Source organism: Streptomyces chisholmiae (assembly GCF_031845445.1).
In the GTDB taxonomy this organism is placed as follows: Bacteria; Actinomycetota; Actinomycetes; order Streptomycetales; family Streptomycetaceae; genus Streptomyces; species Streptomyces chisholmiae.
Genome location: NZ_JAVREO010000005.1, coordinates 82,341 through 108,854 on the forward strand (window position 1 = coordinate 82,341; position 26,514 = coordinate 108,854).

22 protein-coding genes are annotated in these 26,514 nt (G+C 76.4%); 14 read left to right on the forward strand and 8 right to left on the reverse strand.

All coding sequences use genetic code 11. From position 1 onward, the window contains the following. Positions 1–11 precede the first annotated feature (11 nt). The 6 genes from RM844_RS09975 to RM844_RS33520 form a co-directional block, all read right to left on the reverse strand. Complete coding sequence (locus RM844_RS09975) at positions 12–812, reverse strand: DUF1684 domain-containing protein (protein WP_311666657.1); 801 nt, start codon at positions 810–812, stop codon at positions 12–14. A 14-nt stretch (positions 813–826) separates the two neighbouring features. Beyond that, positions 827–2,521: an ABC transporter ATP-binding protein gene (locus RM844_RS09980; RefSeq protein ID WP_311666658.1), complete on the reverse strand. Its 1,695-nt coding sequence runs from the start codon at positions 2,519–2,521 to the stop codon at positions 827–829. After that, complete coding sequence (locus tag RM844_RS09985; protein WP_311666659.1) at positions 2,518–3,441, reverse strand: ABC transporter permease; 924 nt, start codon at positions 3,439–3,441, stop codon at positions 2,518–2,520. The genes RM844_RS09980 and RM844_RS09985 overlap by 4 nt, the downstream gene beginning before the upstream one ends. A gap of 13 nt (positions 3,442–3,454) precedes the next feature. Next, entirely contained in the window at positions 3,455–4,399 is a 945-nt protein-coding gene (locus RM844_RS09990) for an ABC transporter permease (protein WP_311666660.1), read from the reverse strand. Continuing rightward, positions 4,396–6,048 carry an ABC transporter substrate-binding protein gene (locus RM844_RS09995; RefSeq protein WP_311666661.1) on the reverse strand — a complete coding sequence of 551 codons (1,653 nt, stop codon included), beginning with the start codon at positions 6,046–6,048 and terminating at the stop codon, positions 4,396–4,398. Before RM844_RS09995 ends, RM844_RS09990 begins: the two co-directional genes overlap by 4 nt. Positions 6,049–6,334: 286 nt before the next feature. After that, positions 6,335–6,406, reverse strand: coding sequence for a putative leader peptide (locus RM844_RS33520; RefSeq protein WP_394814483.1), 72 nt, complete (start codon positions 6,404–6,406; stop codon positions 6,335–6,337). Between the two features lie 154 nt (positions 6,407–6,560). On the opposite strand from RM844_RS33520, the gene RM844_RS10000 reads away from it, so the two are divergent. From RM844_RS10000 to RM844_RS10065, 14 genes are all read left to right on the forward strand, one after another. Beyond that, the gene (locus tag RM844_RS10000) at positions 6,561–7,472 is read left to right on the forward strand and encodes a LysR family transcriptional regulator (protein ID WP_311666662.1); all 912 of its coding nucleotides are present in this window, start codon (positions 6,561–6,563) and stop codon (positions 7,470–7,472) included. Positions 7,473–7,917: 445 nt separating this feature from the next. After that, positions 7,918–8,844, forward strand: coding sequence for a sulfurtransferase (locus RM844_RS10005; protein WP_311666663.1), 927 nt, complete (start codon positions 7,918–7,920; stop codon positions 8,842–8,844). Next, a complete protein-coding gene (locus RM844_RS10010; protein ID WP_311666664.1) occupies positions 8,841–10,109 on the forward strand; it encodes an LLM class flavin-dependent oxidoreductase in 1,269 nt (422 codons plus the stop codon). Before RM844_RS10005 ends, RM844_RS10010 begins: the two co-directional genes overlap by 4 nt. Before the next feature lie 39 nt (positions 10,110–10,148). After that, positions 10,149–11,828 (forward strand): ABC transporter substrate-binding protein, encoded by a 1,680-nt coding sequence (locus RM844_RS10015; protein WP_311666665.1) that lies wholly within the window; start codon positions 10,149–10,151, stop codon positions 11,826–11,828. 112 nt (positions 11,829–11,940) lie between these two features. Beyond that, positions 11,941–12,885 (forward strand): ABC transporter permease, encoded by a 945-nt coding sequence (locus RM844_RS10020; protein ID WP_311666666.1) that lies wholly within the window; start codon positions 11,941–11,943, stop codon positions 12,883–12,885. After that, positions 12,882–13,766 carry an ABC transporter permease gene (locus RM844_RS10025; protein ID WP_311666667.1) on the forward strand — a complete coding sequence of 295 codons (885 nt, stop codon included), beginning with the start codon at positions 12,882–12,884 and terminating at the stop codon, positions 13,764–13,766. Before RM844_RS10020 ends, RM844_RS10025 begins: the two co-directional genes overlap by 4 nt. Beyond that, complete coding sequence (locus RM844_RS10030) at positions 13,763–15,535, forward strand: ABC transporter ATP-binding protein (RefSeq protein WP_311666668.1); 1,773 nt, start codon at positions 13,763–13,765, stop codon at positions 15,533–15,535. The genes RM844_RS10025 and RM844_RS10030 overlap by 4 nt, the downstream gene beginning before the upstream one ends. Then, a complete protein-coding gene (locus RM844_RS10035) occupies positions 15,532–16,182 on the forward strand; it encodes an LLM class oxidoreductase (protein ID WP_311666669.1) in 651 nt (216 codons plus the stop codon). Before RM844_RS10030 ends, RM844_RS10035 begins: the two co-directional genes overlap by 4 nt. Further along, positions 16,179–17,498: an LLM class flavin-dependent oxidoreductase gene (locus RM844_RS10040; RefSeq protein WP_311666670.1), complete on the forward strand. Its 1,320-nt coding sequence runs from the start codon at positions 16,179–16,181 to the stop codon at positions 17,496–17,498. The genes RM844_RS10035 and RM844_RS10040 overlap by 4 nt, the downstream gene beginning before the upstream one ends. Next, entirely contained in the window at positions 17,495–18,583 is a 1,089-nt protein-coding gene (locus RM844_RS10045; RefSeq protein ID WP_311666672.1) for a ketopantoate reductase family protein, read from the forward strand. Before RM844_RS10040 ends, RM844_RS10045 begins: the two co-directional genes overlap by 4 nt. Continuing rightward, on the forward strand, positions 18,580–19,323 hold the full coding sequence (locus RM844_RS10050; RefSeq protein ID WP_311666673.1) for an alpha/beta hydrolase: 744 nt from the start codon (positions 18,580–18,582) through the stop codon (positions 19,321–19,323). The genes RM844_RS10045 and RM844_RS10050 overlap by 4 nt, the downstream gene beginning before the upstream one ends. Next, positions 19,320–20,726, forward strand: coding sequence for an FAD-binding oxidoreductase (locus RM844_RS10055; protein ID WP_311666674.1), 1,407 nt, complete (start codon positions 19,320–19,322; stop codon positions 20,724–20,726). Before RM844_RS10050 ends, RM844_RS10055 begins: the two co-directional genes overlap by 4 nt. Positions 20,727–20,900: 174 nt before the next feature. Beyond that, positions 20,901–21,443, forward strand: coding sequence for an NAD(P)H-dependent oxidoreductase (locus tag RM844_RS10060; RefSeq protein WP_311666675.1), 543 nt, complete (start codon positions 20,901–20,903; stop codon positions 21,441–21,443). Continuing rightward, complete coding sequence (locus tag RM844_RS10065) at positions 21,440–21,955, forward strand: flavin reductase family protein (protein ID WP_311666676.1); 516 nt, start codon at positions 21,440–21,442, stop codon at positions 21,953–21,955. The genes RM844_RS10060 and RM844_RS10065 overlap by 4 nt, the downstream gene beginning before the upstream one ends. Before the next feature lie 200 nt (positions 21,956–22,155). Here the strand turns inward: RM844_RS10065 and RM844_RS10070 are convergent, their stop codons facing one another. Both RM844_RS10070 and RM844_RS10075 read right to left on the reverse strand, forming a co-directional pair. Next, a complete protein-coding gene (locus RM844_RS10070) occupies positions 22,156–22,818 on the reverse strand; it encodes a hypothetical protein (protein WP_311666677.1) in 663 nt (220 codons plus the stop codon). Continuing rightward, positions 22,815–26,474, reverse strand: coding sequence for a CHAT domain-containing protein (locus RM844_RS10075; protein ID WP_311666678.1), 3,660 nt, complete (start codon positions 26,472–26,474; stop codon positions 22,815–22,817). The genes RM844_RS10070 and RM844_RS10075 overlap by 4 nt, the downstream gene beginning before the upstream one ends. Positions 26,475–26,514: the final 40 nt, after the last annotated feature.

Sequence of the window (26,514 nt, forward strand, 5' to 3'; positions counted from 1 at the left end):
GGCCGCCGGGGTCACCCAGGCGGCCGCTCGCCCGCCGCGACGGCGACCGGCAGCCGGTTCTCCGGCGGCGGCAGCGGGCAGGTGGCGAACTCGGTGTAGGCGCACGGCGGGTTGGTCGCCCGGTTGAGGTCCACGGTCAGCCGGCCGTCATCGGCCGGCGCCGGCAGCGCGAGCACCCGGCCGGGCCGGTGGCCGCTCGCCCCCGAGGTGGTATCGGTGAAGAGCACCGTCAGCCCCGCTCCGGCACCGTTGAACGCGGTCAACCGGTGCCGCGCGCCGCCCAGTTCGAACTCCACCTGGCCCGGCGCCTGGTAGACGTGCTCCAGCCCGGGCAGCACCGCCGGCACGGTCACCGCGCGTGGCTCGGCGAACGGCAGGAACCGGCCCGGCCTGACCCAGGCCGGGTCGGGCCGGTGGGTCGGGGTCCCGGCGTAGCCCGTGCGGGCCGGGTGGTCGGGGTGCCGCGGGCGCAGCAGGAACTGGCCGCCCCGCACGGCGACTTCGAGGAGTGCCGCGCCGAAGGCGGCCCGCCACGGGCCTGCTTCGAGCCGGCCGACGACCAGCCGGCCGGTGCGGCGCCGGCCGGCCAGCCGCAGCTCCTCCCCGTCGGTCAACTCCACCAGCACGCCGTGTTCCTCGTCGGCCCACCAGCTGCCGGGTGCGTCCGGGTAGCGGGTCGGCTCCGGGGTCAGCCAGTGCAGTCCGGTGACGGCCAGGAAGCCGTGCGGATCGCGCAGCGCCGCCTCCCGGGCCGCCCGCCAGCGCCGCCAGTCGGCCAGGAACCCCGCGTCGGTGACGGGTGTCTCGGGCATCGGGTCCTCCGTCGTCAGGGGGTGGCCGGCTCGGCGCCGGCCGGGGTGAGGGGGCCGCGGGCGCCGGGGATCGCGGCCAGCAGCTCCTCGGTGTACGGGTGGGTCGGCCGGGCGAACACCTCGGCCACCGGCCCGCGTTCCACGACCCTGCCGTGCCGCATCACCAGCACCTGGTCGCAGACCTGCCGGACCACCGCCAGGTCGTGTGAGATGAACACGTAGCTGAGCCCCAACTCCCGGCGCAGCTCGGCGAGCAGGTCCAGGACCCGGGCCTGCACCGACACGTCCAGCGCCGAGACCGGCTCGTCCAGTACCAGCAGCCGCGGGGTGAGTGCCAACGCGCGCGCGATGCACACCCGTTGGCGCTGACCGCCGGAGAGTTCGGCGGCCCGCCGGTGCCGGACGGCGGCCGGCAGCCGGACCAGCTCCAGCAGTTCGGCGACCCGGGCCGCGCGGCCCCGCACGCCGAAGGCGCGCAGCGGCTCCGCGATGGCCTGGGCGACGGTGAAGGTGGGGTCGAGGGAGCCGTAGGAGTCCTGGAAGACCGGCTGGATGTCGCGACGCAGCCGGCGCAGCTCGCCACGCGACGCGGTGGCCAGGTCGACGCCGTCCAGCAGCACCCGGCCCGCGTCCGGGCGGTCCAGCCGCAGCAGCAGCTCGGCCGTGGTGGACTTGCCGGAGCCGGACTCGCCGACGATGCCCAGCGAGCCGCCGCGCGGCACGGTGAAGCTGACCGAGTCCACCGCGACGACCCGCTCCCGGGAGCCGTTCGCGGTCCTGACGGTGAACTCGCGGCGCAACTCCTCTACGGTCAGCAGCGGTTCGGCGTCGGCCGGGGCCGGTGGCGCCGGTGGCGCGGTCATCGAGGGCGCGGCGGCGACCAGTTCGCGGGTGTAGGGGTGCCGGGGCGCGCCGATCACCTCGGCGCTCGGCCCGTCCTCCACCACCCGCCCCTCGGACATCACGGCGACGTGCCCGGCGCGTTCGCCGGCCACCGCCAGGTCGTGGGTGATCAGCAGCAGCCCGGCGCCGGTCTCGGCGGTGAGCCGACCGAGCAGGTCCAGGATGTGGCGCTGCACGGTGACGTCCAGCGCGCTGGTCGGCTCGTCGGCGATCAGCAGCCGGGGGCCGGCGGCCAGCGCGACGGCGATCAGCACCCGCTGGCACATCCCGCCGGACAGCTCGTGCGGGAACCGGTCGGCGGTGCGGGCCGGTTCGGGCAGCCCGGCCTCGCCGAGCAGTTCCTCGGCGCGACGCCTGGCCGACGCGGCGCCGGTGGCCAGCCCGTGCACCCGCAGCGCCTCGGCGACCTGGGCGCCGACCCGCTGGACCGGGTTGAGCGAGGCGGTGGGGTCCTGCGGGACGAAGCCGATCTCCCGGCCGCGCACCCGGGACAGCTCCCGGTCGGGCCGGCCGAGCAGCTCGCGGCCGGCCAGCCGCACCGAGCCGGTGACGGTGCCCGCCGCCGCGGGCAGCAGGCCGAGCGCGGCCAGCCCGACGGTGGACTTGCCCGAGCCCGACTCGCCGACCAGCGCGAGCGTCTGCCCGGCGGGCACGGTGAGGTCGGCGCCGCGCACCGCGGGCACGGTGCCGCGCCTGGTCCGGTAGTCGACCCGGAGGTTCTCGATCCGCAGCAGCGGCTCCGCGTCGCTCCTCGGGTGGTCCGAACCGGTCGTCAGGGATGCGGGTCTGGTCAGGTGTGCCGTCATGTGGGAACTCCGGAGCGCTCCAGCGCGCGGGCGACGCGGCTGGTGGCGAGCACGATCAGGGCGATGACCAGGCCGGGGAAGGTGGTCAGCCACCAGGCGGTGGAAACGTAGTCCCGGCCCTGGGCGACCAGCGCCCCCAGCTCCGGCGCCGGTGGCGCGGCGCCGAAGCCGAGGAAGCTGAGGGCGGCCACGGAGAGCACCGCGCCGCCGATGTCCAGCGCGGCCAGCACCAGCACCGGCGGGGCCGCGTTGGGCAGCACGTGCCGCAGCAGGATCGCCGGGGTGCGCTGCCCGCTGGTGACGGCCGCCCGGACGTAGGTGCTGGTGCGGATGCGCAGCACCTCGGCCCGCACCACCCGGGCGAAGCCGGGGATGCCGGCGACGCCCACGGCGATCGCCACGTTGGTGGTGCCGAAGCCCAGGATGGAGACCACGGCCAGGGAGAGCAGCAGCCCGGGGATCACCACCAGGACCTCGACCAGCCGCATCAGGAGCTGGTCCAGCCAGCCGCCGAGGTAGCCGGCGAGCAGGCCGAGCAGCGCGCCGACGGTCAGCGAGAGCGCCACCGCCAGCAGCCCGGCCACCAGCGAGATCCGGGTGCCGTGCACCACCCTGGCGTAGAGGTCACGGCCCAGGTTGTCGGTGCCGAACCAGTGCTCGGCGCCCGGTTCGGCGAGCCCACGGGCGGCGTCGGTGAGCAGCGGGTCCCGCCCGGTGAACAGCGAGGGGAACAGCGCCCAGCCGGCGACCAGCAGCAGGTAGAGCACGGCGGCCAGCAGCAGCGGCCGGCGGAGCAGCCGGCGCGGCACGCCGGCCGGCCGGTCGGGCGGCGCCGGCGTGGCGGCGGGCCCGGCCGGTGGCGGGGGCTTGTCGAGGATGGTCGGGGCGGTGTCGAGGGCGGTGTGGGAGGGGTCGGCCACGGTTCTTCCCGTCTCAGGCGGCCCGCAGGACGATCCGGGGATCGACCTTGGGGTAGATCAGGTCGACGGCCAGGTTGACCACCACGTAGAGCGCGCCGGCCAGGAAGACCAGGGCGCGGATCACCGGGAAGTCGTGGGCGCCGATGGACAGGGCGGTCAGCCGGCCGATGCCCTCGCGGGCGAAGACGGTCTCGGTGACCACGGCCCCGGCGACGATGCCGCCGATCATCAGTCCGAAGAGGGTCATCGCCGGGATGGCCGCGTTCCGCAGGGCGTGCGCGGTCACCGCCCGCAGCCGGCTGGCGCCCTTGGCGCGGGCGGTGCGCACATAGGGCTCGGCGAGCGCGGTGCGCAGGCTCCGGCCCAGCACCTGGGCCAGCAGCCCGATGCCGGGCAGCGCCAACGCGACGGCGGGCAGCACGAGTTGGTCGATGGTGCCGGCGCCGAAGGCGGGGAACCAGCCGAGTCCGAAGGAGAAGACCTGGAGCAGCAGGATGCCGGTCCAGAAGCTGGGCAGGGCGTTGCCGAGCACGGTGGCCGACAGCACCGCGGAGCGTAGCGGCGCGGTGGGCAGCAGGCTGCCGGCCACCGCCGCCGCGACGCCGATGACCAGCGTCAACAGCAGGGCGGCGGCGGCCAGTTCCAGGGTGGCGGGCAGTGCCCGGCCGAGCACGGCGGTGACCTCGTCGCCGCTGCGGAAGGAGGTGCCGAACTCCAGCCGGGCCGCGTTGGCCACGAACTCCAGGTACTGCCGGTACACCGGCTGGTCCAGGCCGAGTTCGGCGCGCAGCTCGTCGGCGGCGGCCCGGTCCACCGCCGAGCCCTCGCCGCCCGCGCCGCGCAGCATCACCGAGACCGGGTCGCCGGGCACCAGGTGCAGCACGAGGAAGGACACGGTCAGCGCCGCCCACAGCACGAAGACGCCGTTGACGACGCGGACCAGCACGTACCGGGTCACGAGGCGAGCCAGACCTCGTTGAGGAGTGGCTTGCCCTCGATGTCGGTGTGGAAGCCGCCGACCGCGCTCGCGTGACCGTAGGCGGAGACCCGGTCCAACACCGGCACGGAGTAGCCCTGTTCGATGATCCGGCGCTGCGCGAGCTCGGCGATCTCCTGGCGCTCGGCGGCGTCCACCGTGGTCTGGAGGGAGTTGAGCAGCTCGTCCAGCTCCTCGTCGGGGTGGTTGTAGAGCATGCTCATCTCGGGGTGGAACGAGGAGTAGACCAGCCGGATCACGTCCACGTCGGCGCGCGTCTGGCTCCAGGTGGCGAGGTCCCCCGGGTACTCGTCCATGGTGACGTCGGGCCAGGTGGCGATCGGGTCGAGGACCAGCTCGATGCCGACCTCGGCCCACTGCTGCTGGGCGAGTTCGTGCTGCTGCTCGGACTGCCGGTTGCCGCTCTGGTAGGTGATGGTGAGGCTGAGCCGTTCGCCGTCGGCGTTCTGGCGTATGCCGTCCTCGCCGACGGTGTCCCAGCCGGCGCCGTCGAGCAGTTCGGCGGCCGCCTCGGGGTCGTACCTGACCAGGTCGGACTGGTCGACGTGGCCGGGGTTGGTGGAGGTCAGCACGCCGGTGGCGGGCTCGCTGACGCCGTTGAAGACGGCCGCGACGATGGCCTCCCGGTCCAGGGCGAGGCCGAGGGCGCGCCGGGTGTCGGGGTGTTGCAGCTTGGGGCTGTGGACGAGCGGGATGTAGGGGATGGCGATGGCCGGCAGCACCACGCTGTCCACCACGTACCGCTCGTCGGCGGCCAGCTGCTGCTGCCCGGCGGCCGGTACGGACTCGATGACGTCCACCTGGTCGCTGGTGAGGCTGCCCTGGCGGACGCTGTCCTCGGGCACGCCCTCCAGCACCACCCGTTCCACGTGCGCGGCGCCCTGGTTCTCGGCGAGCGGCGAGGCCCAGGCGTAGTCGTCGCGCCGGGTCAGCTCCACGGAGGACTCGGGGGTGAAGGCGGCCAGGGTGAACGGCCCGGAGGCGGCGAACTCGCCGAGGCAGAGGGCGGCCGGCTCGTTGCCGAGCGAGTCGGGCGAGAGCTGCACCAGGGACTGGGTCGCGGTGGCCTGGAGGAACTGCGCGTTGGGCTCGGCGAACTCGACGGTGACGGTGAACTCGTCGTCCACGACGGTCTGTTCGTAGCCGGCGAGGAAGCTGCCGGCCTGCGGGGCGAGCGCGCCGAGTTCGATGACGGCGTCGAAGTTGGCCTTGACCGCCTCGGCGTTGAAGGGCGCGCCGTCGCTGAAGGTGACGTCCTCGCGCAGGGTGAAGGTGAAGGCGGTGACGTCGTCGTTGACCGTCCAGTCGGTGGCCAGCCAGGGCAGCAGCTCGCCGGTGGCCGGGTCCTGTTCGGTGAGCGCGTCGGCGAGTTGCCGGCCGACGGTGCGGGAGTTGAGCTGGGGGCGCTGCCTGGGGTCCACGCAGTCGGGGGCCTCGGTGAAGGCGTAGCGGAGGGTGCCGCCGGCGACCGGTTCGCCGGCGGCGGCCGTGCCGGCACCGGCACCGCCTTCGGAGCCGGCGCCGCAGCCGGTCAGCGTGACGGCGACGGCCACGGTGAGCGCGGTGACGGCGGTTCTCGCCCGTGGGCTGGCGGGACGTGGGAGGGGCACGACGCGGGGTTCCTTCCGGGAGGGCGCGCCGGGGCCGGGCGTTCCGGCACGGCGGCAGCGGCCAGCGGCCGGCGCACCGGGCCGCGCCGCCCCGCGGTACGGCGGGGCGGCGGGCGTGTCGGTGAACTGGCGTGGGCCAGGGGTGGGTTGGGCGAGTCAGCGCGGGCGGCCTGGGGCGCGTGGCGGCCGGCGGCGGGGCGCGGCTGGCCGGGCGGTGCGGGCGCGGCTTGGCGGCGCGAACGGGTCGCGGGCGGGGCGGCGCGGCGACCCGGCGGGCGGCCGAGGGTCAGCGGCGACAGGAGGCGGAGGTGACACGTCCCAGGTCGACGTGCCGGCGCAACGTGAGAAGCGGCTGCATGAGGAGCACCTTGGGTCAGTCGGCGGCGCCCGTCAAGGGCACAGCTCACATTCTGATCATGACGTCCACATAATGGACGGAACCGATGCCTCCGAAGTCCGCATGCCGGGCTCGGCCTTCTCGCCGACCCGGCCGCCCGCCTACCATCGGCGACGTGGCCGACTCCCTTGACCTGGTGCAACTCCGCAGCTTCGTCGCCATCGCCGACTGCGGGGGCTTCGGCCGCGCCGCCGCCGCACTGCACCTGAGCCAGTCCACGGTCAGCCAGCACGTCCGGCTGCTGGAGAAGCGGTTGCACACCGACCTGGTCACCAGGGACGGTCGGCGCAGCCGGTTCACCGACGCCGGGGAGCGGCTGCTGGTCGAGGCCCGCCGCATCCTGTCCGTGCACGACCAGGCGCTGGCCCGGCTGGACGCCGCCAGCCAGTCGCGGGTGGTCATCGGCTCGGCGGAGACGGCGGCCGACCAGGTGCTGCCCGGCGTGCTGGCCAGCCTGCGGGCCGCGTTCCCGCACCACGAGGTGCAGTTCCAGATCGACCGCTCGACCCGGATGACCGAGGCGGTCGCCCAGGGCGCCATCGATCTCGCTGTGATCCTGAGCACCACCCCGGACACCCCGGGCCGCCGGGTGGGGTCGCTCCCGCTGGCCTGGTACGCGGCCCCCGACTGGCAGCCGCCGAGCGGCGCGGACAGCTGGCCGCTGGTCGCCTATGTCGAGCCCTGCGGGATGCGACAGCGGGCCCTGCACGAGCTGGCGGAGGCCGGCCACACCGTCTCCGTGGTCGCCGAGTCGACCAGCCTGGAAGGCGTGATGGGCGCCGCCCGAGCCGGCCTCGGCGTCGCCGTACTCCCGTCCGCCGGACGGGAGTTGCCGGGGCTGGTGGCCCGCGACGACCTGCCGGGCCTGGGCCTGGCCGCGGTGCACCTGACGGCCCGCCGGGGCCTGGACATCGACCTGGAGGCGGCGGCGCTGGCCGCCATGGAACGGTTCTTCGCCGAGCTGGCCCCGGCCCGGGTCGCCGTCCCCGACGAGGTCGGCCGGCGGCCCACGGGGGACGGCGGCTGACCGGGGGCCCGGCCCGTTCCATCGCCACCGCCGATGGTTCGCCATCGGATATCGATGTTGGACGGTTTCCGGAAGCCGGCCTTAGGGTGGCTGCCATGACACGCAGCGAAGGACCCGCCACCGGCCAGCCGCCGACCGGCGCGCCGTGCTGCGCGGTCGCCGCGCCGCGATGTCCGGCCCGCCCCTGTCCGGCCTGTTGATCCGGCCCGGGTCTCCCCCGGTTCCGTGACCACCGCCCCGACGCCGCCCGGCGGTCGTCGGCCGCCCGCCTGACACCCGCGCACCCCGCGCGTCGACCTTCCCCGTCGCTTCCCCCGCTGTTCGCCGCCGCCCGCCGGCCGCCGGCTCGTGCCGTCCCCGTTGGCCGAGGCGCGCCCGGCGCCGTGCCCCGCCGCGCCCGCCACCAGGCCCGGCCGGTGGGCACCCCTGTCTCTGGAGCCCTCCCATGTCCCCTCTCGTCGCGCCGCGTTCGCTCGCCGCGCTGCTGGCCGCCGGCCCCGGCGTCCACATACTGGACGTTCGCTGGTCGCTGGCCGAGCCGGACGGCCGGCCCGGCTATCTCGCCGGCCACCTGCCCGGCGCCGTCCACGTGGACCTGGAGCGCGAACTGTCCGCCCCCGGCACCCCGGCCGAGGGCCGGCACCCGCTGCCGCCGGTCGCCCGACTCCAGGCCGACGCCCGCCGTTGGGGCCTGCGGGACGGCGAGACGGTGGTGGTCTACGACGACTCGGGCGGGCTGGCCGCGGCCCGTGCCTGGTGGCTGCTGAGCCACGCCGGGATCACCGATGTCCGCATCCTGGACGGGGCGTTCGCCGCCTGGGTGGCCGCCGGGCTGCCGGTGGCCATCGGCGCGGAGCCGGCACCACCGGCCGGCGACGTGACGCTGGCCTACGGCCACCGGCCGGTGCTGGACGCCGACCAGGCGGCGGCGCTGCCGGCCACCGGCGTGCTGCTGGACGCCCGGGCCGCGGCCCGCTACCGCGGCGAGGAGGAGCCGGTCGACCCCAGGGCCGGCCACATCCCCGGCGCGCTGAGCGCCCCGGCCAGCGACCACCTCGACCCCGCCGGCCGCTTCCGCCCGGCCACCGAACTCGCCGCCCACTTCGCCGCGTTGGGGGTCCGCCGGGACCAGCGGGTGGCCGCCTACTGCGGCTCGGGGGTGACCGCGGCGCACACCGTGGCGGCGCTCGCGGTGGCCGGCTTCGAGGCCGCGCTCTTCCCCGGCTCCTGGTCGGCCTGGGCCGGCGACCCCAACCGCCCGATCGCCACCGGACCCGCCCCCGCGCCGGCCGGCCCGGCCGACCCGGCGTACCCCACCGACCCGGCCGACCCCGCCACCCGCCCCGACGAAGCGACAGGAGCCCCGCGATGACCGTCCAGTTCATCAGCGCCAGCTATGTGAACGACTCCACCGAACTCCACCCCCGCCCCGGCCAGGGCATCGACCCGGGCTTCCTGCGGCGCTACGCCCGCGCCCTGGACGAGTACGGCTTCGACTACACGCTGCTGCCCTACGGCTCGGCCGGCTACGACCCGTTCACCGTGGGCGCCACCATCGCCCAGCACACCGAGCGGGTCCGCCCGCTCATCGCGCTGCGCCCCAACACCCTCTACCCGACGGTCGCCGCCAAGGCGCTGGCCACCCTCGACCAGCTCAGCGGCGGCCGGGCCGCCGTGCACATCATCTCCGGCGGCGACGACCACGAGCAGGCCCGCGAGGGCGACCGGCTACCGAAGGCCCGACGCTACGCGCGCTCCGCCGAGTTCATCGAGATCCTGCGCCGCGTGTGGACCTCGGCCGAGCCGTTCGACCACGCCGGGGAGCACTACGCCTTCGAGGACTTCCGCGCCGAGTACCGGCCACTGGCCGGCACCATCCCGGTGTCGGTCGGCGGCTCATCGCCGGAGGCCTACCGGGTGGGCGGGGCACTCGGCGACATCTTCGGCCTGTGGGGCGAGCCGCTGGCCGAGACCAGGACACAGATCGACGCCGTGTACCGGGAGGCCGAACGCGCCGGCCGCACCGACCGCCCCCGGATCTGGGTGACCTTCCGCCCGATCATCGCCCCCACCGAGGAACTCGCCTGGGAGAAGGCGCACCGGGTGCTCGCCGCGCTGCGCCGCCCGGGCGCCGAGGACGCCACCGCCCGCTGGCCGCGGGCCGCCGGTCGGCCGCAGAACGTCGGCTCGCGGCGGCTGTTGGACATCGCCGACCGGGGCGAGCTGCACGACCGGGCGCTGTGGACGCCGACCGCCACCGCGACCAACGCGCGGGGCGCGTCGACCGCGCTGGTCGGCACGCCGGAGACGGTGGCCGCCGCCATCCTCGACTACGTCGACCTGGGCGCCGAGCTGATCTCCATCCGCGGCTACGACAACCTCAACGACGCCATCGACTACGGCCGTTACGTGCTGCCCCTGGTCCGGCAGGAGTTGGCCGCGCGGGAGCGGGGCGAGTCCCGGCCGCCCGCCGGGCCGCCGGTGCCACCGCCCGGCTCGCCGTTCGCCACCGAGCCCGCCGCGACCGAGGCGTCCCCGACCGCCCCCACCGCTCCGAACGAGGCCGTCCCGCCCGTGACCGCCACCACCGAGCCCCCCACCGACGCCGCCCGGCCGGCGGCCGCCGCCACCCGCTGAGCCCGGCCCGGCCGCGCCCGCACCCCCAAGGAAACGCCCATGCCCACGCACTCCCCGTCCCCGGCCCCCGCTCCCCCTCCCCCCGGCGCCGCGCCCCGCACCGCCAGCCCGCGCCGGCCCCGCCGGCTGGCCGCCGTCGCCGCCGCCCTGCCGCTGGCGCTGCTCGCCACCGCCTGCGGCGGGGCGGAGGCCGGCGGCGCGGGCGGCGACGCCGGCGAGCCACGGCCGGGCGGCACCCTGGCCGTCGGCCTCAACACGAGCGTGGCCTGCGTCGACCCGCACCAGAACTCGTCCAACGTGACCATTTTCGTGGCCCGGCAGATCGCCGACTCGCTCACCGACCAGGACCCGGAGACCGGCGAGATCACCCCCTGGCTGGCCGAGTCCTGGGAGGTGTCGGACGACGCCACCGCCTACACCTTCCACCTGCGCCCCGGCGTGACCTTCAGCGACGGCACCCCGCTGGACGCCGCCGCGGTCGCCGCGAACTTCGACACCATCGCCGAACTCGGCCCGGGCGTGACCCCGTTGGCCTCCACCTACCTGGACGGTTACGCCGGCTCCGAGGTGCTGGACGAGGGGACCGTCACCGTCTCCTTCGACCACCCCAACGTGCAGTTCCTCCAGGGCACCGCCACCATCACGCTGGGCATCCTGGCGCCGGCCACCCTGGAGCTGACCCCGGAGCAGCGGTGCGCCGGCGACCTGACCGCCGCCGGGCCGTTCGTCATCGACTCCTACCAGCCGGACCAGCGGATCACCCTGGACCGCAGGGACGGCTACGACTGGGCCTCCCCGGTGCTGGAGCACAGCGGCGAGGCGTATGTGGAGGGCGTCTCCTTCGAGGTGGTCCCGGAGGCCGGGGTCCGCGCCGGGCAGCTGCGCAACGGCGAGCTGCACGTGGACACCATCCCGCTCACCGAGGACGTGCCCAGCTTCGAGGGCAACGGCTTCGGCGTGGTCGGCCGCCCCTACCCGGGCGTCGGCGTCAACCTGATCCCCAACCTGGAACGCCCGCTGACCGGCGAGCTGAACGTCCGCCGGGCGATCCAACTCGGCGTGGACCGGGAGGAGATCGTCGCCGGCGTCTTCACCGAGTACGACCAGGTGGCGCGGAACGTGATCACCTCGGCCACGCCGTTCTTCGAGCCGCTGGACGGCATCGCCCACGACCCGGATGAGGCCGAGCGGCTGCTGTCCGAGGCCGGTTGGGAGCCCGGCGCCGACGGCATCCGCGAACGGGACGGGCAGCGCCTTGAGTTGGTGGCGCTCTACCACGCCGGGCGGCAGGCCAGCCCGATGATGGAGCTGGTCCAGTCCCAGCTGCGGGAGATCGGCGTGGACCTCCGGATCCGGCTGGTCGCGCCCGCCGAACTCGCCGAGGCGGAGTCCAGCGGCGACTGGGACCTCTGGTACTCGCCGTTCCACCGGGCCGAGGCGGACTCCGCCCGGGCGGTCTTCGGGTTCACCGGGCGCAACCAGAACCGGGCCGAGGCGGCCAGGCCGGTGGACGAGCTGCTCCAGCGGCAGTCAGGCGAGGCCGACCCGGAGCGCCGGCAGCGGCTGATCGCCGAGGCCACCCAGGAGCTGGTGGACCAGGGATACGCCATCCCGCTCTACGAGTTGGCCGGCGTGATGACGCACCGGGACAGCGTCCAGGGCTTCCACTTCGAGGCCAGCTCGCGGCTGAGCCTCTACGACGTGTGGCTGGCCGAGTAGCCGCCGGCTGCCGGCCGGGACCACACCGGTCCCGGCCGGCAGCACCGGAACGAACCGCCCGCCACCGAACCGCCCCCGCCCGCTCTCGACCCCAAGGACCGAGGACCCGATCATGGCGAAGTACCTCGCCTCGCGCGGCCTCCAGGCGGTGCTGGTGCTGCTGGGTACCTTCACGCTCGCCTTCGTGCTGCTGTCCGTGCTGCCCAGCGACGCGCTGTCCATCAAGCTCTCCGGCGCCGGGGAGGCGGCGCTCAGCCCGGACGAGGTGGCCGCGCTGCGCGCCGAGCACGGCTACGACGACCCGCTGCTCCAGCAGTACCTGCGGCAGTTGGGCGGGCTGCTCGGCGGTGATCTGGGCACCAGCCTGCACACCGGCTCCCCGGTGCTGTCCATGCTCGGCAGCGCGCTCCCGCACACCGCCCAACTCGCCGGCCTGGCCCTGCTGTTCGGGGTGACCGCCGGGCTGCTGCTGGGCAGCGTGGCGGCCCACGCGGGCAACCGGTGGGTGCGCGAGACGCTGCTGACCCTGCCGCCGCTGGGCATCTCCTTCCCCACCTTCGCGGTGGGCCTGGTGCTGATCCAGGTGGTGGCCTTCCAGTGGCGGGCGCTGCCGTCCGGCGGCACCGACGGCTTCCAGAACCTGGTGCTGCCGGCGATCACCCTGGCGCTGCCGGTGACCGCCACCGTGGCACAGGTCTTCCACCGCGGCCTGCGCGAGGTGCTGGCCCAGGGCTATGTGGACACCGCGGTCGCCAAGGGCGCCGGCCGGCTACGGCTGCACCTGGCGCACGCCACCCGCAACGCCTCGGGCCCCACCCTGACGGCGACCGCCGTGGTGGTGGGGAACCTGCTGGGCGGCGCGGTGGTGACCGAGACCGTCTTCTCCCGCGAGGGGATCGGCCGACTCACCGCCGACGCGGTCACCCGGCAGGACCTGCCGGTGGTGCAGGGCGTGGTGCTGCTCTCCGCGCTGGTCTTCGTCGTCGTCAACCTGCTCGTCGACCTCGCCTATCCGCTGCTCGACCGCCGCGTCACCCTTACGGAGGCCCCGCGATGACCACCACCGAGACCGTCGCCGCCGGGGTCGCGCTCCCCGGCGCGGCTCCGGCGACCGGCCCCGGCCGGCACCCGGCGCGCCGCCGGCCCGGGCCCGGGGTGCTGCTGGCGTTCGCCGTGCTGGCCCTGGCGGTACTGGCCGCCTTCGCGCCCGGGCTGCTCACCACGCACTCGCCGACCAGCGACGACGTGCTCAACAAGCTGCAACCACCCAGCGGCGCCCACTGGTTCGGCACCGACCAGCTGGGCCGGGACGTGTTCGCCCGGGTGGTGCACGGTGCCGGCCTGTCGCTGCGCGCGCCGCTGATCGCCGTCGGCATCGCGTTCGGCGTCGGCTCGCTGATCGGCCTGGTCTCCGGGTTCGTCGGCGGGCTGGTGGACACCGTGCTGATGCGGCTGGTCGACATCCTGCTGGCGGTGCCGTCGCTGCTGCTGTCGTTGGCGATCGTCGCCGCGCTGGGCTTCGGCATCACCCACGTGGCGATCGCCGTGGGCATCGCCTCGGTCGCCTCGTTCGCCCGGATCACCCGGGCCGAGGCGCTGCGGGTGCGCGCCGAACCGTTCGTGGAGGCGGCCACCGTGCTCGGCGTGCGCCGCCCGGCGGTGCTGGCCCGGCACGTGCTGCCGCACGCGATCGGCCCGGCGCTGGTGCTCTCCACCCTGGAGTTCGGCACCGCGATCCTGTCGGTCTCCGCGCTGAGCTTCCTCGGCTACGGCGAACCGCCGCCAACCCCCGAGTGGGGCAAGATCGTCAGCGAGGGCCGGGACTACCTGGCCACCGCCTGGTGGGTGGCGCTGCTGCCCAGCCTGGTGATCGCCGCCACCGTGCTGGCCACCAACCGGGTCTCCCGCTGGCTCGACACCGGGGGGACCACCCGATGAACGCGCCCACGCTCGGCACCGAGCCCACCACCACCGCCACCGGGCCCGAACGGTCCGCGCACGAACCGCTGTTGGAGATCGAGGACCTGACCGTCGGCTACCGGGTCGGCGGCACGGAGCGCCTCGCGGTGCGCGGGCTGAGCCTCACCGTGCACGCCGGGGAGACCGTCGCCGTCGTCGGCGAGTCCGGCTCGGGCAAGAGCACCACCGCGCACGCCGTCAACGGCATGCTGCCGGCCAACGCCCGGGTGCTCGGCGGGCGGGTCGGCTTCGCCGGGCGGGACGTGCTCGGGCTGTCCCCGGCCGGGCTGCGCCGGCTGCGCGGCGCCGAGATCGCGCTGGTGCCGCAGGACCCGGGCAGCTCGCTCAACCCGACCACCCGGGTCGGCCGGCAGGTCGCCGAGACGCTGCGCGTGCACCGGCTGGCCGGCCGCCGGGCCGCGCTGGACCGGGCCGTCGAGCTGCTGGCCCGGGTCGGCATCGACCGGCCGGAGCTGCGGGCCCGGCAGTTCCCGCATGAGCTGTCCGGCGGGATGCGGCAACGGGTGCTGATCGCCACCGCGTTGGCCGCCGGCCCCCGGCTGCTGATCGCCGACGAGCCGACCAGCGCGCTGGACGCCACGGTCAGCCGCCGGGTCCTGGACCATCTGGCGGCGCTGCGCGCCGAGCACGGCATCGCGCTGCTGCTGATCACCCACGACCTGGCGATGGCCGCCGAACGCGCCGACCGCATCGTGGTGTTGCGGGACGGCCGGCTGGTCGAGCAGGGGCCGGCCCGGGAGCTGGTCACCGCCCCGCGCCACCCCTACACCCGGGCGCTGCTGGCCGACACCCCCAGCCTGCGCGGGCGCCGGCTGGTCACCGCGACCGACCGGGCGCCGGCGCCGGCCGAGGCGCCGCTGCTGCGGGTACGCGGCCTGGTCAAGGAGTTCGGGCGGGCCGCCGACGGCAGCCGGCTGCGCGCCGTCGACCAGGTCGGCTTCGACCTGGCGCGGGGCCGCACCCTGGGGGTGCTCGGCGAGTCCGGCTCGGGGAAGTCCACCACCGCCCGCATCCTGCTGGGCCTGGAGCGGCCCGACGCGGGCAGCGTCGAGCTGGACGGCACCGAGCTGACCACACTGCGCGGCGCCGGGCTGCGCGCCGCCCGACGCCGTTTGCAGATCGTGCAGCAGAACCCGTACGCCTCGCTCGACCCCCGGTACACCGTGGCCCGGATCATCGCCGAGCCGCTGCGCGCGCACCGGATCGGCGACCGGCGGGAACAGGCGACCCGGGTCGCGGAGACCCTGGCGGCGGTGGCGCTGCCGGCCGAGCTGGCCGACCGCCGCCCCCGGGAGCTGTCCGGCGGGCAGCGGCAACGGGTGGCGATCGCCCGGGCGCTGGTGCTGCGGCCCGAGGTGGTGGTCTGCGACGAGCCGGTGTCGGCGCTGGACGTGACCGTCCAGGCCCAGATCCTGGACCTGCTGACGCGGCTCCAGCGGGAGTTGGGCGTGGCCTACGTCTTCATCTCGCACGACCTGGCGGTGGTCCGGCAGATCTCCGACGAGGTGCTGGTGATGCGGCGCGGCGGCGTGCTGGAGCACGGGCCGGCCGAGGAGCTGTTCGAGCGGCCGGGCCACCCGTACACCCGGGAGCTGCTGGCCTCCGTCGCCGCCCCCTTCCCCGACGTTCCCGGCGCCACGCCCCAGACGTCCCCGCCCGCGCCCGGCGCGTCCCCCGAGCCCACCAGCCCACCACCGGCAGCGACCGAGTCGGAGACCGCACCATGACCACGCCCCAGCAGGCCCCGCCCCCGTCCCCGTCCCCGGCCCCGCCCCCGGCTGAACGGGCCGTCACCCTGGCCGAGTTGCTGGCGAACGCCGGCCCCGCCGGGTACGCCTGGCCGGCGCTGCGGGCCGCCGTCACCGCCGCCGAGCGGCGCGGCGTCACCACCCTGCTGCTGCCGGGCCCGGCGACCGGCCCCGGCCCGGCGCCGGTGGAGGCCAGCACGCTGGCCGCCGCCGTGCTGCGGGCCACCCGCACGCTCCGGGTGGTGGTGCCGCTCGACCCGGACCGGGTGGCGCCCTACAACGCGGCCCGGATCCTGGGCACCCTCGCCTACCTCGGCCCCGACCGGGTGCTGCTGGCCCACCCGACCGACACCGCCAACGCGTCGGTGGACGCGGCCCGTTGGGCCGACTACGTGGCCGCCGTCCGGGCCCTGCTGGACAGCTTCCCGCGCACGGCGATCGTCGCCGACCGGGCCACCGGCCGCTACTTCGACGCCGCCGGCCTCGCCCCGCACGGCTACCTCGGCACCCACCACCGGGTGGCCGGCGTCCTCAACCTGCCCCGCCCGCCCGGCGGTCCGCTCCGCACCTGGCCGGACGACGCGCCCCGGCCGGCGCCCGTCCCCGCCCAGGAGGCCGCCCGATGACCGCCATCGACCCGACCCGCCGGCTGCACCTGAGCCTCAACCTCAGCGGCGTCGGCCGGCACACCGCCGCCTGGACCCACCCGGCCAGCGTGCCGGGCGCCGAGCTGGACCCCGAGCACTTCGTCCACGTCGCCCAACTCGCCGAGGCCGGCCGGTTCGACGCGGTCTTCCTCGCCGACTCCCCGGCGCTGGGCGGCGACGAGCGGGGCGTGCCGCACCGCTTCGAACCCTTCGGGCTGCTGGCCGCCCTCGCCACCGGCACCGAGCGGATCGGCCTGATCGGCACCGTCTCCACCACCTACAACGACCCGGCCACCGTCGCCGACCGGGCCTGGTCGCTGCACACCCTCAGCGGCGGCCGGGCCGCCATCAACGCGGTGGCCTCGGCCGGTGACCGGATCGCCGCCAACTTCGGCCTGGCCAGCCAGCCCGACCACGGGCGGCGGTACGCCAACGCCGGGGCCTTCCTGGACACCGTCCGGGCCCGCTGGGCGCGGGCCCCGGCGGGCGTGCCAGGACGGCCGCTGGTGGTGCAGGCCGGCGGCTCGGCCCGGGGCCGGGAGCTGGCCGCCCGGCACGCCGACGTGGTCTACGCCGGCGGCTACGGCATCGCCGACGCCCAGGCGCTCGACGCCGACCTGCGGTCCCGCGCCGCCCGCCGGGGCCGCCGGCCGCCGCTGGTGCTGCCGGGCGTCATCCCCTACGTGGCCGAAACCACCGCCGAGGCGCACCGGTTGGCCGACCGGCTGGACGCGGTCCAGCGCGGCACGGTCGACCCGCTGCGCTGGCTCGGCCCGGTGCTCGGCGCCGACCTGACCGGCCTCGACCCGGACGGCCCGCTGCCGCCGGACCTGCTGCCGGCCGACGCCGACCCGTTGTCCGGCGCCAGCCTCGCCGGGCTGGCCCGCACCCTGGGCGAGCGCGAGGGGCTGACCGTCCGGCAGATCGCGGACCGGCTGCACGCCGGCGGCTTCGGCAACATCCAGACCCATCTGCACGGCACCCCGGCCCAGATCGCCGACCGGCTGCTCGGCTGGTTCCGGCGCGGCGTGGCCGGCTTCAACCTGCTGCTGCCGCTGCAACCCGACGGCGTGGCACGCTTCGTCGACCAGGTGGTGCCGCTGCTGACGGCCGCCGGCGGCTACCCGGCCGAGTACCGCGCCGAGACGCTGGCCGGGCATTTGGGCCTGCCGGTCGAGAACACCGCGCCGCCCCCCGAGCCCGGGAGCGCCACGGCTCCTCCCGAGCCCGGGCCCGCCCCCGTCGCACCCCCCGCCCCCCACTCGGTGGGGCCGCACGTCAGGAGGACCGCGTGACCCGCTATGTCGTGATCGGCGCCGGCGCCGTGGGCGGCGCGCTCGCCGCCGACCTGCACCTGGCCGGCGTGCCCGTGCTGTTGGTCGCCCGGGGCGCGACGCTGGCCGCCGTCAGGGAACGCGGGCTGCTCAGGATCACCCCGGCCGGCCGGCGCGCGGTGCGGCTGCCCGTGGTGGCCGGCCCCGAGGAGGCCGCACTGACCACCGACGACGTGCTGGTGCTCGCGGTCAAGACGCAGGACGCCAGGGCCACCCTCGCCGACTGGGCCTGGCGCCCGGTCACCGAGGACGGCCGGCCGGCCGGCACCGCCGCCCGACTCCCGCTGCTCACCCTGCAGAACGGGCTGGACGCGGAACGCGAGGCGGCACGCTTCTTCCGCACCGTGCTCGGCGGCACCGTGCTGGTCCCGGCCCGCCACCTGGTGCCGGGCGAGGTGCTGACCGGCGCCGCGCCGCGCACGGGCCAGCTGTTCGTCGGCGGCCTGCCGCACCCGGCGCCGCCCGGCCCGCCGGCCCCGGCGGCCGAGGCGTTCGTGACCGCCGCCACGGCCGCCGGCTGGCTGGCCCAGACCGTCCCGCAGATCGCCCGGTGGAAGGCGTGGAAGCTGCGCCACAACGTGACCAACGCCGTCGAGGTACTGGCCGGCGAGCCGGCCGAGTTGGCGGCGCTCGGCCGGCGGGCCGCGGCCGAGGCCGGCGCCGCGCTGGCCGCCGCCGGCTACACGCCGGCCGACCCGGCGACCGAGCGGACCTTCGACCCGGCCGAGGTCGCCGTGGTGCCGGGCGCCGGCTACCAGCCGGGGCAGCAGTCCACCTGGCAGAGCTTCGCCCGCGGCGCCTCCAGCGAGGTCGACTTCCTCAACGGCGAGATCGTCCTGCTCGGCCGCCTGCACGGGGTACCGACCCCGGTCAACGAGGCGCTCCAACACCTCCTCGGCGCTTCCGCACTGGCCGGCGAACCGCCCGGCACCCGGACCGTCGCCGAACTCGCCGCGCTCGTCAAGCTGTTCACCCCGAACGGCGCCGACCACCCCACCGCCCCGGACCGTCCGCGGCCCACCACGACAGGAAGCACCCCCTCATGACCACCGCCCAACAGCCCGCGCCCGCCCCCCGCGTCTGGCGGGAGCCGGCCGGCATCGCCCCGCGCGGCACCCTGGTCCTGCTCGCCGGCCGGGGCGAGAGCGCCGCCATCTACCAGCGCTTCGGCACCCGACTGGCCGCCGACGCCTACCGGGTGGTGGCCGTCCCGGCGACCACCGGGCACGCCGAGGCGGCGGCCGCCGACGCGCTGGCCACCGCGCTCGCCGACCAGGAGACGCCCCGGCCGCTGGTGCTGGTCGGCGTCGACACCGGCGCGCCCCGCGCGCTGCGGCTGGCCAGGCGGCACGCCGGGGCCGTGGACGGGGTGGTGCTGGCCGGGCTGCCGACCCGCGCGCCGGCCGAGCCGGCCGCCGGCACCGAGGAGGAGGCGCTGGCCGCGCGCACCGCCTGCCCCAACCACCGGCTGGTGCTCAGCCGCGAGATGGCCCTCGCCGGCCCGGCCGACGCCGAGCGGCCGCCGGCCGACACCACGCCCCTGGGCCTGCCGCTGCTCGCGCTGCACGGCGGCGCCGACCGGATCAGCCCGCCGGCCGAAGCCCTGCCGCGCTACCGGGAGTTGGGCGCCACCTCGGTCGTCACCGTGCGGGACGGGCGGCACGACATCCTCAACGACGTCACCCACCGCTCGGTCGCCGCCACCCTGGTGCTGTTCCTGGAACGGCTCCGGCTCGGCGCCGAACTGCCCCCGTTGGTCGAGGACGCCACCCGGGCCGACGCGTGACGGGCCCCACCGCGCACCCGCCGACCCCCGAGGCCCGGCCGGCCCCGACAGCCCCGGCGGCCCCGTTGGCCGCGCTGGCCCGCGCCACCGGCCCGGGCGCGCTGCTGACCGACCCGGCCGACCGGGCCAGGCTGGCCACCGACCGCTCCGGCCACCGCCCCGACGGGCTGCCGCTGGCGGTGGTGCGGGCCGGCACCGTCGACGACGTGGTCGCCACCCTGCGCTGGGCCACCGCCCACCGGGTGCCGGTGGTGCCCAGGGGCGCCGGCACCGGGCTGGCCGGCGGCGCCACCGCCGGCGCCGGGACCGTGGTGCTGGACCTCGGCGGGCTGGACCGCGTCCTGGCGATCCGTCCCGAGGACGGGCTGGCCGAGGTGGAACCCGGCGTGCTCACCGCCGAACTCGACCGGGCCGCCCGCGCCCTGGGCCTGCGCTACGCCCCCGACCCGGCCAGCGCCGAGTCCGCCACCATCGGCGGGAACATCGCCACCAACGCCGGCGGCCTGCACTGCGTCAAGTACGGCGTGACCAGGGACGCGGTGCTCGGCCTCGACGTGGTGCTGGCCGACGGCAGCCGGCTGCGCACCGGCCGCCGCACCGTCAAGGGCGTCGCCGGCTACGACCTGACCTCGCTGCTCACCGGCTCCGAGGGCACCCTGGCCGTGGTGGTCGGCGCCACCCTGCGGCTGCACCCGCTGCCGCCCAGGACCGGCACCGCCGCCGCCTACTTCGCCTCCCCCGAGGCGGCCGCGGCGGCCTGCGCGGCCGTACTGGACGCCGGACTGCGGCCCAGCGTCCTGGAGTTCCTCGACGCGGCCACCCTGGCCGCGATCGACCGGGCCGGCGGCGCGGTGGCCGCCGGCGGGCAGAGCTTCGTGCTGGCCCAGACCGACGGCTTCGCCGCGGAGGCCGAGATCGAGGCGGTGGCCGCCGTGCTGCGGCGCACCGCGACCCGCGTCGAGGCGACCGCCGAACCGGCCACCGCCGAGCGGCTGTTGGCCACCCGCCGGGCCGCCCTGCCGGCGATCGAACGGCTCGGCCGGGTGCTGATCGAGGACATCGCGGTGCCCCGCTCCCGGCTCGCCGAGGCGGCCCGCGGCCTGACCGCGCTGGCCGACCGCACCGGGGTGCCGGTCTTCACCTTCGCGCACGCCGGCGACGGCAACATCCACCCCATCGTGCTGGCCGGCGGTCAGGACCCGGCGGCGGTGCGCGAGACGGTGGACGGGATCTTCCGCCTGGCGCTCGGACTGGCCGGCACCATCACGGGGGAACATGGAGTGGGGGTACTCAAACGCCCCTGGCTGGAAGCCGAGTTGAGCGCCGAGGGGGTCGCGCTGCAACGCCGGCTGAAAGCGGCCCTCGATCCGCTGGGCATCCTCAATCCGGGGAAGGCCGTCTGACCCGCGGCTTCCGTCACCACCGACCACCCCCGCACCACCGACCTGCCCTTGTCGTCCCCACCCCTACCCTCCCTGACCCCACCCGCCCCACCGTCACCGGCCAACCACCGCCCGGGCACCGCCCGGCGGGCGGCGCGCCGACCGGAACGCCACCCGTGACCGAGAGGAAACCCCTTGTCCGTCGAGACACCACCATCCGTCATCGCGCTCTCCGGCAACCCGCGCCCCGGCTCCCGCACCGTCTCCGTCGCCGAGCGGCTGGCCGAGACGCTCGCCCGCGAGGTGCTGCCCGGCAGCGCGGTCGCCACCGTCGACCTGGCCGCCGTCGGCCCCGAGGTGCTGGCGCCCGAGCACCCGGCCGCCGACGCGGCGCTGGCCACCCTGACCGCGGCCCGGCTCGTGGTGGTCGCCACGCCGGTCTACAAGGCGTCCTACACCGGCCTGTTGAAGTCCTTCCTCGACCTGCTGCCCGCCGACGGGCTGCTCGGCGTCACCGCGGTGCCGCTGGTGATCGCCGGCAGCCCCGGCCACGCCCTGGCCGGCGAGGTGCACCTCCGGCCGCTGCTCGTCGAGTTGGGCGCCACCGTCGCCACCAGGAGCGTGGTGGTGACGGAGCCGGACCTGGCCGACCCGGCCCCCGTCATCGACGCCTGGCTCGCCACCGCGAGACCGGCCCTGCGCCGCGCCGTCGGCACCACGGTGGAGGTCGTCCGATGACCGCGGGAGAGCGCCTGGACGTCGATCACCTGACCGGCGAGCAGTACAAGTCGGTCTTCCGCCGGCACCCGGCCGGCGTGGCGGTGATCGCCATGACCCACCAGGGGCGGCCGGCCGGCTTCACCGCCACCTCCGTGATCTCGGTCTCCGCCGAGCCGCCGCTGCTGGCGTTCTCGCTGGCCTCGACGTCCTCCTGCGCGCCGGCGGTGGCCGCGGCCGACACCCTGACGGTCAGTCTGCTCGCCAGCCACCAGGACGACGTCTCGGCCCGGTTCGCGACCAGCGGCACGGACCGCTTCGCGGCCGGCGGCTGGTCCACCCTGCCGACCGGCGAGCCGGTGATCGACGGCGCGCACGCCTGGATACGCGCCCGCATACTCGAACGCACGCCGGTCGGTGGCAGCCTGCTGATCTCCCTCCTGGCCCTCCAGGCCGAGGTCCACCAGGACGCCACCCCGCTGGTCTTCCTCGACCGCGCCTACCACCGTCTCGGCCCCGCCTCCGCCATCTGACCAGCGCGGAAGCCACCCGGCCCGGGGCCGTCACCGACCCCGGGCCGGGGGCGCCGGCCGAGGGGGCGCGTCGCCGCGCGTCGTGGGCCGAGCCGCCCGCCGTGAACCGGGCCGCCCGTCCTGGGCCGGGCTGCCGCGTCGGCCCCCGCACCGGCGCGCCGGGCGCCGGTCCGCGCCGCGCGGGGCCGGTCCCGACCGGATCACCCGGCGAGCAGCACGGTGTGCGGCGTCGGCGCGAGCCGGGCCCGGTAGCGGCGAATCCCCCAGCTCCGGTGCTCCAACTCCGCCGCCACCAGCACCTCGGCCGTGTTCGGCCGGCCGGGCACCAGCTCCACCAGCGCGGCCACCCGGTGGTCGCCGACCAGCGGAAAGCCCCTGACCCGGCGGAACTCCCACTGCGGGTCCGGCTGGGAAGCGCCGTGACCGCGGACGATCCAGTTCTCCCGCTCCGACCCCGCCGGCCTCTCCACGCCCACGTCCAACACCCCGGCGTTCACCGCGACGTTCACGCCCATGCCGGCGCCGACGGCCGGCCGGGTCCGCTCGCCCGGGTCGATCAGCCGGGCGATCGGCCGCGCCGCACCGTCCGGGGTGGCCAGGGCCACCCCCAGGGAGGCGTGCCGGAACACGCCCCTGCTGGTCGGCGTCTCCGGGCGGAACGAGCACACCATCAGCAGCTGCCGGAACGCGCGGTCGGGCGCCGCCCGGACGTAGGACGCCCACTCCGCCGGTGCCCCCTCCCGGTCGGCGGGCAGCACGTCCCAGCCGAACGTGAGCCGGCCGCGCAGCGGTTCGTCGTCGGCGGGGGCGCCGAGCGTGCGCTCCGGCAGCAGCTCGACCTCGTGCGACCGGATCTCGGTCATGCCACGGCTCCTTGGCTCCGACCGTGCAGGTAGCTGAACGCTCCCCAGTCACGGTAGTGGGAATGGCGGGCGCGGGTGGCGAGTTGGGCGTCCCGGAAGGCTCGCTCCGGGTCCGTGCCGTGCGCGATCCGCCGGTGCATGTGGTGGTGGAAGTAGGTGGCCGCCTCCGGGCGTACCGGCCACAGGCACCCGACGACGGCCCGCGCGCCGGCGGTGATCAGCGCGGACGGGATGCCCCTGACGTTGTCCGCGCGGTCGAACCGGCCCAACGCCGACTCGCAGGCGGCGAGGGTGACCAGGCGGACGCCGCGCAGGTCGATCTCCAGGAAGTCGTGGGCGAAGACCCGGCCGTCGTCGTCCCGGTCCGCGGTGAGGTAGAGGCAGTGCAGCCACGGCGCGTCCTGGTCCAGCGTCCCGTGCGCGGCGATGTGCACCACGTCCGCCGTGGCCAGCTCGGCGAGCAGCCGGGCCCGGGTGGCCGCGGGCCCGGTGACGGCGTCGGCGCCGACCGCGTCGGCGACCCGCCGGGCGTGCTCCTCCAGCGCCGGCTCGGCGGGCAGCCCGTAGGGCACGCCGCCCTCGGCGGCGGCCAACACGGCGGTGCGGCGGGGTCGTTCGGGTCCAGCGGCGGGCGCCAGGGCCTCCAGCCCGGCGATGGTGGTGACCGTCCAGTCGTCGGCGATCAGCCGGTCCCCGATCCGGCACAGCGGCAGCGGCAGGTAGTGCAGCGCGCCGTGCGGCCAGGCCAGGATCCGGTCCTTGCCCCGGGCCCGCCACCCCTCCCACAGCGCGCCCCCGCCGAGCGGGAGGCCGCCCGGCTGCCGCAACAACCCGCCGCCCTCCGGCGTCACGTCGCCGAACAGCGGGTCGCGTTCGACCTCCGTCCGGATCGCCTCGACCAGGTCGGCCACCGGGTGCCGGTCGTCGTTCTCGTCGGCGCCGTCACCGAGGTGCACGACAAGGTCCCGGCCCTGCCGGGTGACCGCGAGCAGCACCGCCGCCCCGCGCACCGCGGCCGGCAGGAACCAGCTCAGCAACACGGTCCGGTCGTCCAGCAGTTCGTGCGTGCGCGCCCAGAGGCGCTGGTCGTCGACGAGCGGTGCCGAGCGGCGGCCCAGCTCGTCGTCGATGAGCGACGAGACGTGCCACCGCAGGTTCCTGGCCAGCTGCCGGGCGTCGCCGCCACCGGGCCGGCGGTCCGCGTCCAGCACGTTCAACAGGGGCGACGCCCCGCCCGGGAGGTCGGCCGGCGGGACGTCGGCGGACGCGGCGGCGTCGGGCGTTCCGGCGGGCGCGGCGGCATCGGGCCGCTCCAGGTCGCGCAGCCGGCCGAGCAGGTGCTGGATGCCCGCCGGCACCGCCAACGGACCCTCGATCCGCCACCACGCGCCGACCTCCGGCCCCTTGCCCGCCTGGTGCAGGCCGAGCATCAGCCCCAGCGGCAGCGTCTCGGACTCCGCCGTGAGCCGCCAGACCGCCGCGTGCACGAGGTCCCGCAGCACGCCGGCCAGTTCGGGTACCCGGCCGGTGTCGAAGTTCGGCACGTCCACGATGACCGCGAACAGCGCCGCCCTGAGTTCCTCGCCGCGCAGGTTCCCCATCTCCGCCACGAACGGCACCAGGCAGGCCCGCGCGAGTTCCTCGAAGCCCAGTGAGGCATAGCCGAGTGCCGCGTAGGAGTGGTACCCCCACGGGAACGGGACCGGACCGTCGACCGGCTGGCCCGCCAGCGCCGCCTGGTGGTACAGGTCCGCCGTCAGCAGCCGCTCCGCCTCGCTCCCCAGGCCGCCCGCCTGTTTCAGCAGGGCCAGCCCCAGCGCGGGCCGCCCCAGGTCCCGGGCGTGCGCGGCCCGGTGCAGCAGCGCCGCCGACCGCCGCGCCTGGCTCCAGGACGACGGGACCGCCGCGTCGAGCGGCTCGCCCGGCGCCGGGCAGTCGGTGGGATCCTCGGGCAGCACGTGCAGCCGCGCCTCGGCCAGTTGCCTGCGGTGGGCCGCGTCCCAACGGACGTCGAGCCGCTCGGCCCAGTCCAACGCGGTGCGCAGCAGCGGCCGGTCGCCGTGCTCCCGGGCCAGGTTGACGCCCTGGCTGACCACCCGGGCGGTCACGTCGCGGCCGTGGGCGGCGACGAAGTCCGCCAGCTCCGACCCGAACACCGCCCGTGGCAACCCGTCGACCAGTTCCCGGGGCACCCCGTCCACCACCCGGAGCAGGAACAGGGCGACCTCCGGATCGTCGGCGGCGGACGCGTCCAGCCAGGCCGACAGCGCGGCGCCGGCCGCCCCCTGGTCGACCCCCCGCTCGTCCGCGAGGATCTGCGCCAGGCACGCCAGCAGCCGGGCCTTCCGCGTGCCGCCGGCCAGGTCCAGGGCGCGCGCCACCAGGTGGCCCGCCTCCGCCACCAGCCGGTGGGACTCGGCCTGGAACGGCTCCTCCTCGGTGGCCCACGTGCGGTACAGGTCCGCCGCCAGCCGAGCCGACCAGACGGTGCGCGCCCCGCGCGCGTAGTGGTCGCCGGCGAGGAACTCCACACCCCGGGTGGCCATCCGCAGCCGGGCGGCGGCCAGCAACCCGTCCGCCAACTCAGCGGACCCACCCGGCCCGTCGCCGGGCCGTTCACCCGGGCCGTCGTTCAGCTCGTCGCCCGGGCCATGGTTCAGCCCTTCGCCCAAGCCGTCGCTCGGACCGTCGTGCAGCTCATCGCCCGGACCGTCGTTCGGCCTTTCGCCCAGCCCGTCGTTCAGCCCGTCCGTCAGCCCCTCGTCCGGCTCGTCGTGCGACGCGTCGATCGGCCCGTCGCCCAACTCGTCGATCAGCCGCGCCGCCAGCGCGTCGGCCTCGTCGAACACCGCGCGCTCACACCGCGCCGCCACCAGCGGGACGGCCGTCTCGACGGCCCGCAGCGCCGCGTCCCGCCAGGCGGCCACCGCCCCGCAGGCGTCCGCGACCTCGGCCACCAGAGTCCAGTACCCGTACATCAACGCGACCAGCCCGCGGTGCTCCGCGAACTCGTCCCGGAAGAGCAGCCGCACCATCTCCCCGGCCGGCAACGGCACGTCCGCGTGCTCCGACAGGACCCGCCGCCGCTGCTCCACCTCGCGGGCCCGCCGCTTCGCCTGGGGCAGCGAGAGGAGCCCGGCCGACACGTCGTGGGCCAGCTCCAGCAGGATGCCGACCGGGTCGAGCAGGAACCTGACCGTCGGCTCCCCCTCCTCCGCGGCCCGCGGCGCGTCGCCCGGCTCACCGAACCGCACGGGCCCGGCACACACCAGCCCCCGCCGGGTCTCGAAGTCGAGCGCGCCGATCATGTCGTCCGCGGCGGGCAGCACATGCGAGACGACCAGCAGGACCGCGCCCGAGGCCGCCGCCGCCTCCCGCCAGCCGGGCGGCAGCGCCAGGCGGAGATCGTGCACCAGGTACGCACCGTCCGGACCGCGCACGGACAGCGCGCCCGCGGTGTCGGGCGCGACGCACCACCCCTGGTCGACCGGGCGGTCGAAAGGCAGTTCGTCCAACGAGCCGAGGGCCGGCAGGCCCCACCACCCGTGCGCCCGGGTGAACAGGCTCCCCGCCGAGCCCTCGCCGGTGGTGAACGGGCTGATCGCGGCCAACCCCACCGCCAGCCCGGCATGCCGACCCCCCGCCACCTCCGCCACGAACGCCCACCCCGTGATATCCCGCGACAGCCGCACGCCA

Coding starts and splice junctions, on each gene's coding strand:
- RM844_RS10040 (WP_311666670.1), top strand. CDS start 16,179: ATGACCGCCATCGACCCGACCCGCCGGCTGCACCTGAGCCTCAACCTC.
- RM844_RS09980 (WP_311666658.1), bottom strand. CDS start 2,521: ATGACGGCACACCTGACCAGACCCGCATCCCTGACGACCGGTTCGGAC.
- RM844_RS10050 (WP_311666673.1), top strand. CDS start 18,580: ATGACCACCGCCCAACAGCCCGCGCCCGCCCCCCGCGTCTGGCGGGAG.
- RM844_RS10005 (WP_311666663.1), top strand. CDS start 7,918: ATGTCCCCTCTCGTCGCGCCGCGTTCGCTCGCCGCGCTGCTGGCCGCC.
- RM844_RS10010 (WP_311666664.1), top strand. CDS start 8,841: ATGACCGTCCAGTTCATCAGCGCCAGCTATGTGAACGACTCCACCGAA.
- RM844_RS10070 (WP_311666677.1), bottom strand. CDS start 22,818: ATGACCGAGATCCGGTCGCACGAGGTCGAGCTGCTGCCGGAGCGCACG.
- RM844_RS09975 (WP_311666657.1), bottom strand. CDS start 812: ATGCCCGAGACACCCGTCACCGACGCGGGGTTCCTGGCCGACTGGCGG.
- RM844_RS10030 (WP_311666668.1), top strand. CDS start 13,763: ATGAACGCGCCCACGCTCGGCACCGAGCCCACCACCACCGCCACCGGG.
- RM844_RS10015 (WP_311666665.1), top strand. CDS start 10,149: ATGCCCACGCACTCCCCGTCCCCGGCCCCCGCTCCCCCTCCCCCCGGC.
- RM844_RS10025 (WP_311666667.1), top strand. CDS start 12,882: ATGACCACCACCGAGACCGTCGCCGCCGGGGTCGCGCTCCCCGGCGCG.
- RM844_RS10020 (WP_311666666.1), top strand. CDS start 11,941: ATGGCGAAGTACCTCGCCTCGCGCGGCCTCCAGGCGGTGCTGGTGCTG.
- RM844_RS10065 (WP_311666676.1), top strand. CDS start 21,440: ATGACCGCGGGAGAGCGCCTGGACGTCGATCACCTGACCGGCGAGCAG.
- RM844_RS10035 (WP_311666669.1), top strand. CDS start 15,532: ATGACCACGCCCCAGCAGGCCCCGCCCCCGTCCCCGTCCCCGGCCCCG.